This is a genomic window from Falsiroseomonas frigidaquae (assembly GCF_012163145.1).
Classification (GTDB): Bacteria; Pseudomonadota; Alphaproteobacteria; order Acetobacterales; family Acetobacteraceae; genus Falsiroseomonas; species Falsiroseomonas frigidaquae.
In genome coordinates this window covers 219,442-236,778 of sequence record NZ_JAAVTX010000007.1, presented here as the reverse complement: position 1 = coordinate 236,778, position 17,337 = coordinate 219,442, and the positions used below count along the sequence as shown (strand labels likewise).

Annotated in this window: 15 protein-coding genes; 14 read left to right on the top strand and 1 reads right to left on the bottom strand. The window is 68.5% G+C overall.

From position 1 onward, the window contains the following. Nucleotides 1-25 precede the first annotated feature (25 nt). Genes HB662_RS23795 through hflX form a run of 7 tightly spaced genes read left to right on the top strand, consistent with a single transcriptional unit; the run spans nt 26 to nt 6,875 of the window. A complete protein-coding gene (locus tag HB662_RS23795; protein ID WP_168053558.1) occupies nt 26-967 on the top strand; it encodes a 2-hydroxyacid dehydrogenase in 942 nt (313 codons plus the stop codon). Then, nucleotides 968-1,738, top strand: a complete 771-nt coding sequence (locus HB662_RS23790) for a class II aldolase/adducin family protein (RefSeq protein WP_168053556.1) — start codon at nt 968-970, stop codon at nt 1,736-1,738. Further along, on the top strand, nt 1,738-2,844 hold the full coding sequence (locus HB662_RS23785) for an ABC transporter ATP-binding protein (protein ID WP_168053554.1): 1,107 nt from the start codon (nt 1,738-1,740) through the stop codon (nt 2,842-2,844). Before HB662_RS23790 ends, HB662_RS23785 begins: the two co-directional genes overlap by 1 nt. After that, nucleotides 2,841-3,683 carry an ABC transporter permease gene (locus HB662_RS23780; RefSeq protein ID WP_168053552.1) on the top strand — a complete coding sequence of 281 codons (843 nt, stop codon included), beginning with the start codon at nt 2,841-2,843 and terminating at the stop codon, nt 3,681-3,683. Before HB662_RS23785 ends, HB662_RS23780 begins: the two co-directional genes overlap by 4 nt. Further along, nucleotides 3,680-4,465, top strand: coding sequence for an ABC transporter permease (locus HB662_RS23775; RefSeq protein ID WP_168053551.1), 786 nt, complete (start codon nt 3,680-3,682; stop codon nt 4,463-4,465). Before HB662_RS23780 ends, HB662_RS23775 begins: the two co-directional genes overlap by 4 nt. A 10-nt stretch (nt 4,466-4,475) precedes the next feature. Beyond that, entirely contained in the window at nt 4,476-5,486 is a 1,011-nt protein-coding gene (locus HB662_RS23770; protein ID WP_168053549.1) for a dimethylarginine dimethylaminohydrolase family protein, read from the top strand. A gap of 33 nt (nt 5,487-5,519) precedes the next feature. Further along, complete coding sequence (hflX, locus tag HB662_RS23765; RefSeq protein ID WP_168053547.1) at nt 5,520-6,875, top strand: GTPase HflX; 1,356 nt, start codon at nt 5,520-5,522, stop codon at nt 6,873-6,875. A 3-nt stretch (nt 6,876-6,878) separates the two neighbouring features. On the opposite strand, the gene HB662_RS23760 is transcribed toward hflX, so the two are convergent. After that, nucleotides 6,879-8,453 carry an ABC transporter substrate-binding protein gene (locus tag HB662_RS23760; protein ID WP_245185856.1) on the bottom strand — a complete coding sequence of 525 codons (1,575 nt, stop codon included), beginning with the start codon at nt 8,451-8,453 and terminating at the stop codon, nt 6,879-6,881. Nucleotides 8,454-8,618: 165 nt separating this feature from the next. Here HB662_RS23760 and HB662_RS23755 point away from each other — a divergent pair, with 165 nt between their 5' ends. The 7 genes from HB662_RS23755 to HB662_RS23725 all read left to right on the top strand — a co-directional run bounded on the left by HB662_RS23755 (nt 8,619) and on the right by HB662_RS23725 (nt 17,236). Beyond that, nucleotides 8,619-10,250 (top strand): amidohydrolase, encoded by a 1,632-nt coding sequence (locus HB662_RS23755; RefSeq protein WP_168053545.1) that lies wholly within the window; start codon nt 8,619-8,621, stop codon nt 10,248-10,250. Next, nucleotides 10,244-11,185 carry an ABC transporter permease gene (locus HB662_RS23750; protein ID WP_168053543.1) on the top strand — a complete coding sequence of 314 codons (942 nt, stop codon included), beginning with the start codon at nt 10,244-10,246 and terminating at the stop codon, nt 11,183-11,185. Before HB662_RS23755 ends, HB662_RS23750 begins: the two co-directional genes overlap by 7 nt. 73 nt (nt 11,186-11,258) lie before the next feature. After that, nucleotides 11,259-12,122 (top strand): ABC transporter permease, encoded by an 864-nt coding sequence (locus HB662_RS23745; RefSeq protein ID WP_168053541.1) that lies wholly within the window; start codon nt 11,259-11,261, stop codon nt 12,120-12,122. A gap of 20 nt (nt 12,123-12,142) precedes the next feature. Further along, nucleotides 12,143-13,732, top strand: a complete 1,590-nt coding sequence (locus HB662_RS23740; RefSeq protein WP_245185855.1) for an ABC transporter substrate-binding protein — start codon at nt 12,143-12,145, stop codon at nt 13,730-13,732. A gap of 17 nt (nt 13,733-13,749) precedes the next feature. Continuing rightward, nucleotides 13,750-15,183, top strand: coding sequence for an amidohydrolase family protein (locus HB662_RS23735; RefSeq protein WP_168053540.1), 1,434 nt, complete (start codon nt 13,750-13,752; stop codon nt 15,181-15,183). Continuing rightward, nucleotides 15,180-16,172 (top strand): ABC transporter ATP-binding protein, encoded by a 993-nt coding sequence (locus tag HB662_RS23730; protein WP_168053539.1) that lies wholly within the window; start codon nt 15,180-15,182, stop codon nt 16,170-16,172. The genes HB662_RS23735 and HB662_RS23730 overlap by 4 nt, the downstream gene beginning before the upstream one ends. Further along, a complete protein-coding gene (locus HB662_RS23725) occupies nt 16,169-17,236 on the top strand; it encodes an ABC transporter ATP-binding protein (RefSeq protein WP_168053538.1) in 1,068 nt (355 codons plus the stop codon). The genes HB662_RS23730 and HB662_RS23725 overlap by 4 nt, the downstream gene beginning before the upstream one ends. The last annotated feature ends 101 nt before the right edge of the window (nt 17,237-17,337 follow it).

The following is a 17,337-nucleotide window of genomic DNA, read 5'->3' as shown; positions in this document are numbered from 1 at the left end:
CGCCCGCAGATTGATTAGGGACTTCATGCCGACGATCCTGGTGAAATCCGGCGGCGAGGCTGCCATGCCGGAATGGCAGAGGCATTTCGCCGAATTCGCACCGGGGCTGGAGGTGCGCTGGTGGGATGATCCGACCGTGGCGCCGGATACGGTGGATTTCGTGCTGTGCTGGGATCCGGATGCCGGACGCCTCGCCGGACTGCCCAATCTGAAGGTGATCTTCGGCAGCGGCGCCGGCGTGGACCTCATCACCGCCGACCCGGCCCTGCCGCGGCATCTGCCGCTGATGCGGATGGCGCCCGGCGGCGCCACGCAGCGCATGGGCGAATTCGTCTGCTGGGCGGCGCTGTCGCTGCTGAAGGATGCGCGGCAGATGGCGCTGAATCAGGCGGCCGCGAAATGGGCCTATGTCGAGCCGGAAGGCACGGCACATGAGACGCCAGTCGGCATCATGGGTCTCGGCAACATGGGCAGCCGTGCCTGCGCGATGCTGCAGGGCCTCGGCTTTCCCGTGCGCGGCTGGTCGCGCACGCGCAAGCACCTGCCGGGCGTAACCTGTTTCGCCGGGCCGGATGAACTGGATGCCTTCCTGGCGGAAACGAAGATCCTGGTCTGCCTGTTGCCGGCGACGGCGGAAACCCGCGGCATCCTCGCCGCGCCGCTGCTGGCGAAGCTGCCACGGGGCGCCGGGCTGGTGAATGTCGGCCGCGGCAGCCACCAGAACATCGAGGATATCATCGCCGCGCTGGAGTCCGGCCAGCTAGGCGGCGCCGTGCTCGACGTGTTCGCGACGGAGCCGCTGGCCGCGGACCATCCGGCCTGGACGCATCCGAAGATCATCGTCACGCCGCATGTCGCAAGCCTGCCGAGCCGCCGCGAACGTGCAAGCTATGTCGCCGAGGCGATCGCGGACTTCACCGCCGGACGCCCGCTTGCCAACCTGTACGACCACGCGCGAGGCTACTGAATGGGACTCCCGCCGCCGCCCGTCCGGCCCGACCCGGACCACGTGCCGACCGAGCAGGAACTGCGCGAGGACCTCGCCGCCGCCTATCGGCTGATCGCGCTGCACGGGATGACGGACCTGGTGTTCACGCACCTTTCCGTGCGGGTTCCCGGCGAGGGGCATCGCTTCCTGGTCAATCCCTACGGCCTGTTGTTCGAGGAGATCACGGCGTCATCCCTCGTGCTGGTCGATGCCGATGGCGAACCGCGGCAGCAGACCAGCTGGCCGGTCAACCCGGCGGGCTTCGTCATCCATTCCGCCGTGCATCGCGGCCGCGACAACGCGAATTGCGTGATGCACACGCACACCCTGGCGGGCATGGCGGTGGCGGCGCAGCAAGGCGGGTTGCTGCCTCTGAACCAGATGATGATGGAGTTCATCGGCCGCGTCGCGATCCACGACTACGAAGGCGTGGCGGATGACGACAACCTCTCGGAGCGGGAACGGCTGGTGCAGGATCTCGGCGACAAGCCCGCGATGATCCTCCGCAACCACGGCCTGCTGACGGTGGGACACACGGTGGCGGAGGCCTTCTACTGGATGTGGTACCTGGAACAGAGCTGCCGCATCCAGATCGCTGCGCAATCTTCCGGCGCGCCGCTTGCGATCGCCTCCGACGCCACCGTGGAACGCACGCGCAGGCAGTTCAGCACCGGGCCCACCAAGGGCTGGCTGCCCTGGCAGGCGCTGCGGCGAAAACTGGACCGCGAGCAGCCGGATTACCGCGCCTGATGTCGGCCGCGGGACACGCGCTCGCCCTGCGCGGCTTGAGCAAGCGCTATGGCAGCTTCACCGCCGTCGCCGATGTGTCGCTGGATGTCGGGCAGGGCGAATTCCTGACCCTGCTCGGCCCCTCCGGCAGCGGCAAGACCACCATCCTGATGTGCATCGCGGGCTTCGTGGAGCCGAGCGAGGGCGCCATCCTGCTCGACGGGCGGGACATCACCGCGCTGCCGCCGGAACGCCGCGACTTCGGCATGGTATTCCAGGGCTATGCGCTGTTCCCGCACATGACGGTGGCGGAGAACGTCGCCTTCCCGCTGCGTGTCCGCAAGCTCGGCGCGGCGGAGCGTGAGGCCAAGGTACGCGCGGCGCTGGACCTGGTGCAGCTTTCCGCCTTCGGGGAACGCCTGCCACGCCAGCTTTCCGGCGGCCAGCAGCAGCGCGTGGCGCTGGCGCGCGCGCTGGTCTTCGAACCCGCCCTGCTGCTGCTGGACGAGCCGCTTTCGGCGCTGGACAAGAAGCTGCGCGCGGAACTGCAGGATGAGCTGAAGGCGCTGCATCGCCGCATCGGCCGCACCTTCGTCAACGTGACGCATGACCAGGAGGAGGCGCTGTCGCTGTCCGACCGCGTCGCCATCCTCAACCATGGCAGGCTGATCCAGCAGGGCGCGCCGGCCGAATTGTATGAGCGCCCGGTAACGCGCTTCGTCGCCGACTTCCTGGGCAAGTCGAACTTCCTGGCCGGCACGGTTCAGGAGGCGCTGGAAGGTGGCTTCGCCATCGGTGCCGGGGCCACGCGTATCCTGCAGGCCGCCACCTCCACGCCGCCCATCGGCACGCCGGTCCTGCTCAGCCTGCGGCCGGAGAAGATGGCGCTGCTGGCGGAGGGCGAGACGGCGGAGAATGCGGTGGCCGGCACCATCGCCGGCTGGTCCTATCTCGGAGCCGGCTATGCGCTGAACGTCGCCACGCCGGATTTCGGCACGCTGCGCGTGACCCTGCCGACCTGGAACGCCCCGATCGCGCCGCGTGAGGGGCTGGAGGTGCGGCTCGGCTGGAGTTCCGCGGCCAGTGTGCCGGTGCTGGATGACGTATCGCCGGATGACGCGGCATGATGCGCCGGCAGGATGTGGGCTGGTGGCTGCTGATCCTGCCGGCCTTCCTGCTGATGACGGCCTTCTACGTGGCGCCCATCGCGCAGGTGCTGGCCATCTCCTTCACCGAGCCGACGCCGGGGCTCGGCAATTACGAACGGCTGTTCACCAGTGAGAGCGTGCAGCGCGTCATCGTCACGACCTTGCGGATCTGCGTGATCACCACGTCGCTGTCGCTGCTGCTGGGCTATGTGCTGTCTTATCGCATCGCGCTGGCCAGCCCTTCCGCGCAGCGCTGGTGGATTCTCGCGGTGCTCGTGCCGCTCTGGATCTCCGTGCTGGTGCGTGCCTTCGCCTGGGTGACGCTGCTGCGCCGCCAGGGGCTGGTGAACGAGACGCTGATCGGCACCGGGCTGATCTCGGAACCGCTCGCGCTGGTCTGGAATGAATTCGGCATCGTCGTGGGCATGGTGCACTACATGGTGCCCTATGCCGTGCTGCCGATGCTGGCGAGCATGCGGGAGATCGACCCGCGGCTGCTGGCCGCCGCGCGTGGCCTGGGGGCCAACCGCCTGACCATCTTCGGCCGCATCTTCCTGCCGTTGTCGCTGCCGGGGCTGCTGGCGGCGGGCGTGCTGGTCTTCATCTTCACGCTCGGCTTCTACATCACGCCGGCGCTGCTGGGCGGCGGCAAGACGCTGATGGTGGCGGAATGGATCGGGCTGCAGATCCTGGACCTGCTGCGCTGGGGGCTGGGGACCATGATGGCGACGGTGCTGGTCGTCGCCATCCTGGTGACGTTGGCGATCTTCTCCCGCCTCGTGGACATGAAACGCGTGTTCGGGGGCGGCGGCGCATGATGTCCTTCCAGCCCGGCCTGTTCGCCCGCGGCTCCGCCTGGGTGGTGGCGATGTACCTGCTGCTGCCGATCAGCATCATCATCCCGGTCTCGATGACCGACCAGCGCTTCCTGTCCTTGCCGAAGGAGGCGCTGTCGCTGCAGCACTATGCAACAGTGCTGAATTCGCCCGAATGGCTCGGCTCCATCTGGCAATCCTTCCTGATCGCGGTCGTGGCGACGGGCATCGCGGTGCTGGCGGGCACGCTGTGCGCCATTGGCTGCTGGCGGCTGTCGCGGCGGTCCACCAACCTGATCCGGGCCCTGATGCTGCTGCCCATCATCATCCCGTCCATCGTCTATGCCATCGGCCTGTATCGCTACTTCGCCGGGCTGGACCTCCTGGACCGCTTCATGGGGGTGGCGATCGCACACGGCGTCACCGGCATTCCCTATGTCGTCATCACCGTCTCCACCGCGCTGGCCGCCTTCGACCCGCGGCTGGAGCAGGCGGCGCGGGGCATGGGGGCGTCCCTGATGCAGACGCTGCGCTGGGTGATCCTGCCGCGCATCACGCCCGGCATCCTCTCGGGCGGCATCTTCGCCTTCATCCACAGCTGGGATGAGCTGGTGATCGTGCTGTTCATCGCCTCCCGCGACGTCTTCACCCTGCCGCGCCGCATCTGGGACGGCATCAACGAGAACCTGGACCCGGCGATGGCGGCGGTGGCGGTGCTGCTGGTGGTGTTCACCACGGCGCTGCTGCTGCTGGACCTGGCGCTTCGCAGACGCCGGGCCGAATGAGGGAAACACCATGACGCGTGCGATGAGTGAGTTCGACCACCGCTACAACATGCTGATCGAGCGCTTCGCCAGCGAGCCGGAGCCGGCATTCGAGACCGCCGGCGAGCAGGCCTTCACCTGGGGCCGCGAATGGGGCTGCAATTCCGATGTCGGCACGCTGCGCCTGGTGCTGATGCACCGCCCCGGCGAGGAAATGCGCGTGGTGGACACGCTGCCGCATATCCCGGAGCTGAACGCCTTCGGCGACCCGAGGACCGGCGCCTATTGGCGCGGCGACACCCGGCCGACGCTGGAACAGCAGCAGGCACAGCATGATGCACTGGCCGCGGCGCTGCGGGAGGAAGGCGTCGAGGTGGTGTACCTGAAGCGCGCGGCAGCGGGCCGGCACAAATCCATCTACACGCGGGACAGCTGCATCGGCATCCAGGGCGGCGCCATCGTCACCCGCATGGGCCCGCGCATCCGGCGCGGGGAGGAAGCGCCGGTGACGGAGACGCTGGCGGCGCTCGGCATGCCGATCCTGCGCACCATCCACGGCACCGGGCTGATGGAAGGCGGCAGCTTCGCCTATATCCGGCCCGACCTCGCCGTGGTCGGCGTCTCCTCCCGCGTCAATGAGGAAGGCGCGCGGCAGCTGGAGGAGGTTCTGGCGGTGCAGGGCACGAAGCTGATCCGCGTGCAGATCCCGGGCTTCCGGCTGCATATCGACGGCGCCTTCGTGATGATCGACCACGACACCGCCATCGTGAATCCCTCCACGCTGCCCTTCGTCTTCATGGAGGAGATGAAGCGCCAGGGCGTGAAGCTGATCCATGTGAACCACGAGGACCCGTCCTGGACCATCAACTGCCTGGCGGTCCGGCCTGGCCGCATCTTGATGAGCGACAAGGTCGGAACGCGGACGCAGGAAGCGCTGGACAAGGCCAATATCTCCATCCGCCTGGTCGATTACGACAAGGTCGGCCTGGGCGGCGGCGGCATCCATTGCTCCACCAGCCCGCTGGTGCGCGACCGGCTCTGAGCTTTTTGGCGGGATCCGTGCTAGGTCCCGCCGATGGAGACCAAAGCCCCCACCCCGCGTGCCGTCCTCGTCGGAATCCAGACGCCGGAGGTGGATGACATCGCCCACGCCGCCAGCCTCGAGGAACTCGGGCGGCTGGTGAAGACGCTGGGTTATGAGGTGGTGGGCCAGGTGTCCCAGCGCCGCGAAGGCACCGGCGCTGGGTCCCTGCTCGGCAGCGGCAAGCTGGCGGAGCTGGCGGCGCTGACCGGCGGCAGCGGTGAGGTCGGTACCATGGCGCCGCCGCCGAAATCCAAGGCGCGGCAGCGCTTCGAAGGCGCGGCCGCCACCGCCGAGGAGCCGGAGGAGGCGCCCAAAGCCCCCGCCCGCCGCCCCGAGTTCGTCATCGTCGACCACGAGCTTTCGCCGAGCCAGATCCGCAATCTGGAACGCGCCACCGGCGCCCAGGTGCTGGATCGCACCGGCGTGATCGTCGAGATCTTCCACCGCCACGCGAATACGCGGGAGGCAAAGCTCCAGGTGGAGATGGCGCGGCTGAAATATGTCGCGCCGCGGCTGCGGGAATCCTCGGGCGGCGGCGGGCGGCAGCAGGGGCCGGGTGCGGGCGAGACCACGCTGGACCTCGACCGCCGCAAGATCCGCGACCGCATCGCGGAGTTGAAGGATCAGCTCGAGTCGGTGCAGCGGGACGCCGACAACCGCCGCTCCGCCCGCCGGGACCAGCTGCGGGTGGCGCTGGTCGGCTACACCAATGCGGGCAAATCCTCCCTGATGCGGGCGCTGACCGGCAGCCAGGTGCTGGTGGAGGACAAGCTCTTTGCCACGCTGGACACCACCGTGCGCATCCTGCAGCCGGAGACGCGGCCGCGCGTGCTGGTCTCCGATACCGTCGGCTTCATCAAGCAATTGCCGCATGATCTGGTGGCTTCGTTCCGCTCGACGCTGGCGGAGGCGCTGGAGGCGTCGCTGCTGCTGTTCGTGGTCGATGCCTCCGACCCGACCTATGAGGCGCAGCTCGAGGTCAGCCGCAGCGTGCTGCGCGAGATCGGTGCGGATGTGGTGCCGTCGCGGCTGGTGCTGAACAAGATGGACCGCGTCGATGCGGCCGGGCGCGAGGCGCTGCTCGCGAAGCACCCGGACGCCATCCAGCTATCCGCCCATGCGCCGGAGGATGTCGCGGCGCTGCGCGAAACGCTCATCGGCTTCTTCGAGGAGCAGATGGTGGAGGATGTGCTGCGACTGCCCTATGCGAAGCAGGGACTCATCGGCGAGGTTTATGAAAGCGCCCGCGTCCTGTCCGAGGACTACGACGAGACTGGCCGCGTCCTGAAGGTCCGTGGCCTGCCCGGCGCCATCGCGAGGCTCCAGCGGAGCCTCGCAGGGTCGTAGAGGCTACCGCTTCGTCACGCCCCAGAACACCGGCACCGTGGTCGGGCGCAGGCCTTCGACGTTGCTGCGATGCGCCGCCAGCGTGCGGAACTGCCCGGCATTGATGTAGGGCAGCACGTGGTAGGCCCGGGCGTGGACGCGGTGCAGGATTTCCTGCCGCTTGGCCGCGTCATTCTCCTCCCACCACGACCGGCGCAGCGCCTCCAGCTCCGCATCGCAGGGCCAGCCGGTCAGGCCGCCCTCGCAGGGGCTGGCGAGGTACAGGTTGGTCAGCGGGTTCTGGCCGTCCAGCACATTGGCGACCGTGACGAACATGTTCCAGCCGCCCTGTTCCACCGGCTCCCGCCGGTTGCGGCGCTGGGTGACGGTGGCCCAATCCATGCTCGGCACGTCCATGTTGAGCCCGCCGCGCTGGAAGGCCGCGGCCATGGTCAGCGTGGCCGCGTTGTTGATCGGGCTGTCGGCGGCGTTCATGAAGACCACGCGCTGGCCGCTGTAGCCCGCCTGCCGCAGCAGGGCGCGGGCGCGGTCCGCGTTCTCGGCGCGCAGGCCCTCGGCGCCGGCATCCGACTGCAGCGGCGTGTTGCAGAAGAAGTAGGCGGGGCAATAGGGCACCTGCTCACTGGCGCGCACGCCGACGGCGTTCAGCACGTCCTGCTGGTTGACCAGGTGCAGCAGCGCCTGGCGCGCCTCCGGCTTGTCGAAGGGCGGCTGGGTATGGTTCAGCCGCAGCCAGACCATGAAGCCCACCGGGTTCAGCGCGAAGGTACGGATGTTGCGGTTGCGCTCCAGCACCGGGATCAGGTCGGGCGAGGGCTGCTCGATGAAGTCGATCTCGCCGGCCTGCAGCGCGGCGGCCGCCGTGGCGGGGTCCGGCATCGCCACCCATTCCAGCCGGTCGATGTTCACCACCTTGCCGCCGGCCAGCCCGTCCGCCGGCTCTGGCCGTGGGCGATAGGCGGGGTTGCGGAGGTAAACGGCGCGATTGCCGGCCTGCCATTCGCCGGGCTGGAAGATGAAGGGGCCGCTGCCGGTGGCCTCCGTGATCGCGGTACTCGCCGGCGTCTGCGCGATGCGTTCCGGCATGACGAACAGCGCGCTTGCCGTCGGGCGGGCAAGTGCTTCCGTCACCAGCGCGAAGGGGCGCGACAGGCGGATGGTGAAGGTCTTCTCGTCTACCACCTCCATCGCCGCGGTGGCGGCGGCCAGCGCGCGGCCGACGATGTCGCGCTGCGACCAGCGGCGAATCGAGGCGACGGCGTCCGCTGCGCGCACCGGCGTGCCATCATGGAAGGCGAGACCTTCCCGCAGGGTGAAGCGGTGGCTCATGCCATCGGCGCTTGGCTCATGGCTCTGCACCATCTGCGGCCGCGCCACGCCCTGGCTGTCGAGAGCGAAGAGCTGATCGTACACCATGAAGCCATGGTTGCGGACGAAGGCGGCGGTGGAATTCACCGGGTCCAGGCTCGCCAGGTCGTTGATCAGCACGACCCGGAGCGTCGATTGCGCTGCCGCCAGCCCGGGCGCCAGGCTCAACGCCGCGGCCGCGAGCAGGCCCATCCATTTTCCACGCTTCATTGCATATCATCCTGCCTAGGGAAGAAGCGGATCATCTCCATCGTTGCGCCCCGGTGCAATGTTCTTGCGTCATCGCCGGGTTGACGGGTGAAGATCGCCGCATGACAGTCCGGTCATCGAATGCTGCGCCCAAATTCCGGGTGCGAAATGGGGTTTGGCGGCTTGATGGCCCAGGATGTGATTTTCACCGGTGGGCGCGTGTTTCGCGGCCTGGCGGGCGGCTTTGCCGAGGCGCTGGCGGTGCGGGATGGGCTCGTGCTCGCCGTGGGCAGCGAGGCCGAGGTTATGGCCGCCGCCCCTGGGGCGCGCCGCGTTGCGCTGGAGGGACGCGTGGCGATCCCCGCCTTCAACGAGGCGCATATGCACCTGCTGCCCTACGGCCTGGCGCTGGCGGGCGTGAATCTGCGGGCCGAGGAAGTCCGCAGCCTGGATGAGGTGCTGGCGCGAATCGGGCGCGCCGCGAAGGAAGCCCCGAAGGGCGCCTGGGTGCTCGGCCGCGGCTACGACCATGCGGAGCTCGACATCGGTCGCCATCCGACGGCGGCGGAGTTGGATCGCGTCTCGCCAGACAACCCCGTCTTCATCGTCCGCACCTGCGGCCATATGGGCGTGGCGAATTCCGCCGCGATGCGCGCGGCAGGCGTCGGCCACAACACGCCGGATCCAGAGGGCGGCGTGGTGGAGCGCAAGGGCGGCGCGCTGACCGGCCTGTTCCAGGAACGCGCCATGCGGCTTATCCGGGACGTAGTGCCGGAGCCGGACGAGGCGACGCTGGTCGATGCGATCGAACGTGCCGGCAACCATCTCGCCTCGCTCGGCTTCGCTTCCGCCACCGACATGAATGTCGGCATGACGGCGGGCATGGCGGAAGTCGCGGCCTTCCGCACCGCCGTCGCCACAGGGCGCTCGCCGATGCGCATGTGGAACGTGCTCGCCGGCAATCCGGAGGGCATCGCGTTGCAGGCCTGGGAAGCCGGGCTGCGGCCGAACCAGGGCGATGACATGCTGCGCTGGGGCGCCGTGAAGGTGTTCGCGGATGGCTCGGCCGGCGGCCTGACCGCGGCGTTCTTCGATCCGTATCTGGAATCGGCCGGCGGCGGCACGGGTGTCTTCACCTTTCCCGACGACAAGATCCACGCGCTGCTGAAGCTGTTCCACGAACAGGGTTGGCAGCTGGATATCCACGCCATCGGCGATGCGGCGATCGAGCAGGTGCTGGTCGGCATGGAGATGGCGGATACGCCGGAACACCCCTTCAATGGGCGGCGCCACCGCATCGAACACTGCGGCTTCCTGACCTCGCATCAGCGCAAGCGCATGCTGGCGCGCGGCATCCTGCCGGTGCCGCAGCCGGCCTTCATGTATGAGTTCGGCGACCTCTACATCCGCAACCTCGGCCGCGCGCGGTCGGAGGAAGCCTATCCGATGCGGACCTGGCTGGAGGAGGGGCATCATCCGGCGGCGTCCTCCGACTGCCCGGTTTCCTCCGTCGATCCCTTCGCCAACCTCTTCACCATGCTGACGCGCAAGACCAACCGCGGCACGGTGCTGGGGCCGGACCAGACGCTGACGGCCGAGCAGGCCGTGCATTGCCAAACCTGGTGCGGCGCCTACACGCAATTCGCCGAGGATCGCCGCGGCACGCTGGAGCCCGGCATGCAGGCCGACATCGCCGTGCTGTCGCGCGACATCTTCGCCTGTGAGCCGGAGCAGATCCTGCGCGACACGCAAGCGGACCTGACGCTGCGCGGCGGCGAGGTGATCTTCGACCGGCACGGGGCGCTCGCACCATGCTGAGGCATGCCGTCCAACGCCTGATGCTGGCGGTGCCGGTGATGTTCGGCGTGCTGCTGGTGGGCTTCCTGCTGATGCAGGTGGTGCCGACCGACCCCGCCATCGTCCGCGCCGGGCCGAATGCCAGCGCCGAGGTCATCGCGCAGATCCGCACCGACCTCGGGCTGGATGAGCCTCTCTATGTCCAGTTCGCGCTGTATCTCTGGCGCCTGGCGCAGGGCGATCTCGGCGTCTCCATCATCAACAACGTGCCGGTCTCGGGCGAGCTTGCCTCCACCATCGGGCCGACGCTGGAGCTGATGGTGGCCAGCCTGATCTGGTCCATCCCGCTCGGCATCGCCATGGGCACGGTGGGCGCCTATCTGCGTGGCTCGCTGATCGACCGCATCGTCATGGCCTTCAGCGTCGCGGGCGTTTCCGTGCCGGTGTTCTTCCTCGGCCTTGTGCTGATCTGGTTCGTTGGATTCCAGTGGCAGTGGCTGCCCTTCACCGGGCGGGAGGGGCCGATCTGGACCTGGCAGGGGCTGCGCGCCGTGATCCTGCCCGCCATTACGCTCGGCGGCGTCTTCGTCGGCCCGGTGGCGCGGATGACGCGCACGGCGGTGCTGGACGTGCTGGGCGCCGACCATGTCCGCACCGCCCGCGCCAAGGGGCTGTCGGAGCGGCTGGTGGTCACGCGCCACGCGTTGCGGAATGCGATGGTGCCGGTGGTCACGCTGATCGGGTTGCAGATCGGCTTCCTGCTCGGCGGCGCGGTGGTGACGGAGACGGTGTTCTCCTGGCCCGGCGTTGGGCGCCTCGCGGTTGGTGCGATCCTGTCCTCGGATTTCCCGATGGCGCAGGGCACCATCATCGTGCTGTCGATGGGCTTCATCCTGGTGAATCTGACCGTGGACCTGCTGTATGGCGTGCTCGACCCGCGGGTGCGGGCATCGTGATGGCCTTCGATGATCGCAGGGCGCAGACGCCTCCGGCGGCGAGCACCGGAGATCTGAATCGGATGCCCAAGCCATGAGCACGACCGTGACCGAAATCGTGGCGCCGGCCCGTCCCGGCACGCTGAAGATCCTGCTGCGCGAGCCGGCTGCGGCCGTCTCGCTCACGCTGGTCGTGCTGGTGATCCTGGCGGCGCTGCTGGCGCCCTGGCTCGCGCCCTATGATCCCTTCGACACCGACCTGATGGCGGTGATGCAGCCGCCCGATGGCAAGTACCTGCTGGGCACCGACGGGCAGGGGCGGGACATGCTCTCGCGCATGCTGTTCGGCCTGCGGGTGACGCTGGCGATGGGCGCGCTCAGCCTCGGCATCGGCGGCGTCATCGGCGTGGCGATGGGCTTCGCGGCTGCGTACTACCGCCGCATCGACGGGCTGCTCATGCGGCTTGCGGACATCATGCTGTCCTTCCCGGCCATCCTGTTCGGCCTGGCCATCGCCGCCATCTTTGGCCCGGGCGTCACCGCAGTGGTGATCGCGCTGGCGGTGGCGACGGTGCCGTTGATGGCGCGCATCGCGCGATCCACCGCGCTGGTCGTGCTCGGGCAGGACTACATCGAGGCGGCGCGGGCCCAGGGCATGGGCGATGCGCGGCTGATCTGGCGCCATCTGATGCCGAACTGCGCCAGCCCCATCCTGGTCTTCGCCACGCTGCGCTTCGGGCAGGTGATCCTGCTGGGATCGGCGCTGTCCTTCCTCGGCCTCGGCGCGCAGCCGCCGATCGCGGAGCTGGGCGCGATGGCGGCGCAGGGGCGCACCTTCCTGTTCTTCGCACCGCATATTTCCGTAATCCCGGCCGTCGGCATCTTCGTCGTTGTGCTGGCCTTCAACGTGCTGGGGGACGCGCTGCGCGATGCGCTCGACCCCCGGCTTCGCATCTGACCAAAAGCAGGGAGAAGCTGATGAAGATCCTCAAGGGCGCAATGGTCGCCGCGCTGGCGGCGATGGTCGCCGTGCCGGCGCTGGCGCAGACGCCGCGCAACACGGTGGTGTTCCTGCGCGAGATCGACGCGGATCGCTACGACCTGCACCGCTCCACCGCGCGCAGCGCCGGTGAGGTGGTCGGCATGATGACCGACACGCTGGTCACCATGGATTTCGACGGCCAGACCATCCGCCCTGGCCTGGCGGAACGCTGGACCGTCTCGCCCGACGGCAAGACCTACACCTTCCACCTGCGCCGCGGCGTGACCTTCTGCGACGGCAAGGAATTCACCGCGGAAGACGTGGTGTATTCGATCAACCGCTGGATCTCGCGTGAGACGCGCAGCCCGGTGGCGTGGCGCGCCGGCCCGGTGAAGGAAATCCGCGCCGTCGATGCCCACACCATCGAGTACGAGCTGAACGAGCCGTTCTCTGAGCTGCTGTCGCAGCTCACGCTGTTCTTCGCCGGCATCATCGACAAGAACACGGTCGAGCGCCTCGGCCAGAATTTCGGCAGCCAGGGCTTCAACGGCACCGGCCCCTATTGCTGGGCGTCCTGGACCCCGCGGAACGAGCTGGTGCTGACGCGCCACCCGAACTACCGCTGGGGCCCGCCGATGTACCAGAACCAGGGCCCGGCGCATGTCGAGCGCATCGTCTGGCGCGTGGTGCCGGAACCCTCCGCGCGTCTCGCCGCGATCCAGACCGGCGCCGCCGACGTCACGCAGTACATCCCGACCGTGGCGCTCACCAGCCTGCGCCGCGTGCCGACCGTCTCCGTGCTGACGCAGCCGAACTATTTCTGGGACTTCTACCTGGGCTTCAAGGTGGACAAGCCCGTGATGAACGACCGCGCCGTGCGCCGCGCCATCCATCAGGCGGTGGACCGGGAAGCGCTGGTGCGTGCGGTGTGGTTCGGGCATGCCCAGCCGGCGCTGAACATCATCAACCCGAACGCGCTGGATTATGATGCGCAGTCGGACACGATGGTGCCGCGCTTCGATCCGGCCGCCGCCCAGCGCACGCTGGACGAGGCCGGCTGGACGATGGGTTCCGATGGCGTGCGCGTGAAGGACGGCCAGCGTGCCACCTTCCTGACCTACGGCATCAACACGCTGGAGAACCAGCGCCAGAGCGAGATCATCCAGCAGCAGCTGCGCCGCGTCGGTATCGAGATGCGCATTCAGCTGTTCGATGCGACGGTTGCCTGGGGCCGCATGGCGACGCAGGAATTCGACGCGCTGTTCCTGTCCTACCCGTACTTCTCGGCGGGCGACGCGCTGAGCCTGTACTGGCACAGCCGGGCGCGGCCGACGCCGAACCGGATGAACTGGAACAACCCGCAGACCGATGCGTGGCTGGACGAGGCGCGCAGCGCGACCGACCCGGCCGTGCGCCGCACCGCGCTGGCCAACATCCAGCGGCAGCTTGCCGAGGAAGCCCCCTGGCTGACCACGGCACGTGAGAACCTGTACGTCGCGGTCTCCAACCGCGTCACCGGGCTGCGCGCGCATGGTCTGTATGGCATCGGCGTCTACAAGGCGCTCGACATGCGCACCACGCGATAAAAGGGAGAGAAACCGGCATGACCACCACCGTCATCCGCAACGCCGACCTGGTTGTTGCATGGGACGCCTCGGCGCAGCAGCACATCTACCTGCCCGATGCCGATGTCGCCTTCACCGGCGGGGCGATCAGCTTCGTCGGCCGCGGCTACACCGGCGAGGCGGAGGAGGAGATCAGCGGCTCCGGGCTGATGGTCATGCCGGGGCTTGTGAACATCCACTCACACCCATCCAGCGAGCCGATGAACAAGGGGCTGATCGATGAGATCGGCTCGCCGGGCCTGTACAATTCGTCGCTGTATGAATTCATGCCGATTTTTCGGGCGGATTCTGAGGCGGTTCCTTCCTGCGTGCGCGTTGCGCTGTCCGAGTTGCTGCTGTCGGGCGTGACCACGGTGGCCGACCTGTCGATGGCCCATCCGGGCTGGATGGACCTGCTGGCGGAATCCGGCATGCGGGTCTGCATCGCGCCGATGTTCAAATCGGCGAAGTGGTTCACCAAGAACGGCCACGTCGTCGAATACGAATGGGACGAGGCCGCCGGCGAGAAGGCGATGGCGGAGGCGCTTTCGCTGATCGAGCGGGCGGAACAGCATGAAAGCGGCCGGCTGTTCGGCATGGTCGTGCCGGCGCAGATCGACACCTGCACCGACACGCTGCTGAAGGAAAGTTTCCAGGAAGCCGAGAAGCGCGGCCTGTCCTGGCAGATCCACGCCGCGCAATCCGTGGTGGAGTTCCACGAGATCACGCGCCGCACCGGCAAGACGCCGATCGGCTGGCTGGATTCCATGGGGCTGCTGAGCGACCGCAGCATCATCGGCCATGGCATCTTCCTCGACGACCACCCCTCGACGAAGTGGTGGACCGATAGCGACATGGGCCGCCTGGCGGAAACCGGCACCACCGTGGCGCATTGCCCCACCGTCTTCGCGCGGCGCGGCATCACGCTGAAGCATTTCGGGCGCTACAAGCGGGCGGGCGTGAACATGGGCCTCGGCACCGATACCTATCCGCACAACATGCTGGATGAGATGCGGCTTGTTGCCTATCTCGCCCGCACCCAGGCGAACGACCCGCGCAGCATGACGACGACGGAGCTGTTCGACGCGGCGACGATCGGCGGTGCCAAGGCGCTGGGTCGCGAGGATATCGGCCGCCTGGCCGCCGGCGCGCGCGCCGATTTCGTGCTGGTGGACGTGACGCATCCGATGATGCGCCCGGGCCGCGATCCGGTGCGCAGCCTGGTCTATGCGGCGGGCGATCGCGCCGTGCGCGATGTCTATGTCGATGGCAACAAGGTCGTCGCCGACGGCAAGGTCACGACCATGGATTACCACGGCGCCGCCGCGCATCTGCATGAGGCGCAGAAGCGCATCGTGGAGAAGGCGCCGTCGCAGGACTGGGCGCATCGCCCGGTCGAAGTGTCCTCGCCTCCTACTTTCCGGTGGTCATGAACCCTCTACTCGAGATCCAGGGGCTGCGGACGGTGTTCCGCAGCGCCAATGGCGACATTCCGGCGGTCGACGGCGTCGATCTGTCGGTGCCGCGCGGCAAGACGCTCGGCATCGTCGGCGAATCCGGCTGCGGCAAATCCATGCTCTCGCTTTCCGTCATGCGGCTGGTGCCGCGGCCGGGGCGCGTCGCGGCCGGGCGCGTGCTGCTGGACGGCCAGAACCTGCTGGACCTGTCGGAGGCCGGCATGCGCCAGGTGCGCGGCGGCCAGGTGGCGATGATCTTCCAGGAGCCGATGACCAGCCTTAATCCGGTTCATCCCATCGGCCTGCAGATCATGGAGGCGATGCGCGCGCACGACACCAAGGCGAGCAACAAGGAACTGCGCGAGCGCGGTCTGGCGGCGCTGGACCGCGTCCGCATCCCCGCCGCCGCGCGCCGCTTCGATGAATTCCCGCATCAGCTCTCGGGCGGCATGCGGCAGCGCGTGATGATCGCGATGGCGCTGGCCTGCAAGCCGAAGCTGCTGATCGCGGACGAGCCCACCACGGCGCTCGACGTGACGGTGCAGGCGCAGATCCTGGATCTGCTGCGCGACCTGCAGATGGAAACGGGGATGTCCATCATCCTCATCACCCACGACCTCGGCGTTGTCGCGGAAATGGCCGACGAGGTGGCGGTGATGTATGCCGGCCGCGTCGCGGAGCGCGGCACCGCCAGCGAGATCTTCGCCAGCCCGCAGCACCCCTACACCCTCGGCCTGCTCGGCTCCGTGCCGCGGCTTGATGAGGAGCGCGCGGAGCTGCTGGCGATCGAGGGCGCGGTGCCGCCGCCCTTCGCGCTGCCCAAGGGCTGCCGCTTCGAACCACGCTGCCCCTTCGCCATCGCCGCCTGCCGCAACGCGCCGCCGCCGCTCGAGGAAGTGGCGCCCGGCCACTACGCCGCCTGCATCCGCGCTCCGGTGGAACACAGCCTGGACCTCGCCGCATGACGACGCTGCTGGAGGTCGAGAACCTCACCAAGCACTACCCGGTGAAGAAGGGCGTCGTGCTGGCCAGGCAGGTCGGCACGGTGCGCGCGGTGGATGGCGTGTCCTTCCGCATCGAGCGGGGCGAGACGCTGGCCATCGTCGGTGAATCCGGCTGTGGCAAATCCACCACTGCACGGCTGGTACTGCGGCTGATCGAGCCCACCGGCGGCACCGTCCGCTTCGATGGGCAGGAGATTTCGGGCGCGGCGCTGCGCACGCTGCGCCGGCGCGTGCAGGTGGTGTTCCAGGACCCCTATGCCAGCCTGAACCCGCGGCTTCGCGTCGGCGACACCATCGCGGAACCGATGGAGGTGCACGGCATCGGCACCCGGGAATCGCGTGCGGCGCGGGTGAAGGAACTGCTCGGCCTGGTCGGCCTCGCGCCCTTCCACGCGCAGCGCTATCCGCATGAGTTCAGCGGCGGCCAGCGCCAGCGCATCGGCATTGCGCGTGCGCTGGCGGTGCAGCCGGAACTCATCATCTGCGACGAGCCTGTCTCGGCCCTCGATGTCTCGATCCAGGCGCAGGTGGTGAACCTGCTGAAGGACCTGCAGCGACGCTTCGGCCTGTCCTACCTGTTCATCGCGCATGACCTGGCCGTGGTGCACCACATGGCCGACCGCGTGGCGGTGATGTATCTCGGCCAGATCGTCGAGACGGCGCCGAAGCGCGCCATCTTCGACCGGCCGATGCACCCCTATACGCGGGCACTGCTGTCGGCGATTCCGCACCCCGATCCGCGCCGGCGCGGCATGGTGAAGCCGCTCGGCGGCGACGTGCCGAGCCCGATGAACCCACCCTCCGGCTGCCGCTTCCACACCCGCTGCCCCTTCGTGCAGGACCGCTGCAAGGCGGAGATGCCGATGCTGCGGGAACTGGCGCCGGGCCAGCAGGTGGCCTGCCACTTCGCGGAGGTGCTGCCGCCGCATGAGGCGGTGGCGGAGAACGGCATGTCGCCCGTCGCGGCGCAGCGCCTGGCGCTGTATGCGGCGGCAAAGGCGCGCAAGGCTGCAAAGGCGGCCTGAAGGTATTGGCCGCCCAGGCGGCCTGGTCCCCAACGCGCGAAAGCCAGTCTTGCGCCGGGTGGGGGCCTGACGCGCCGCATCGTCTGCCTTAGCCTCCCAAC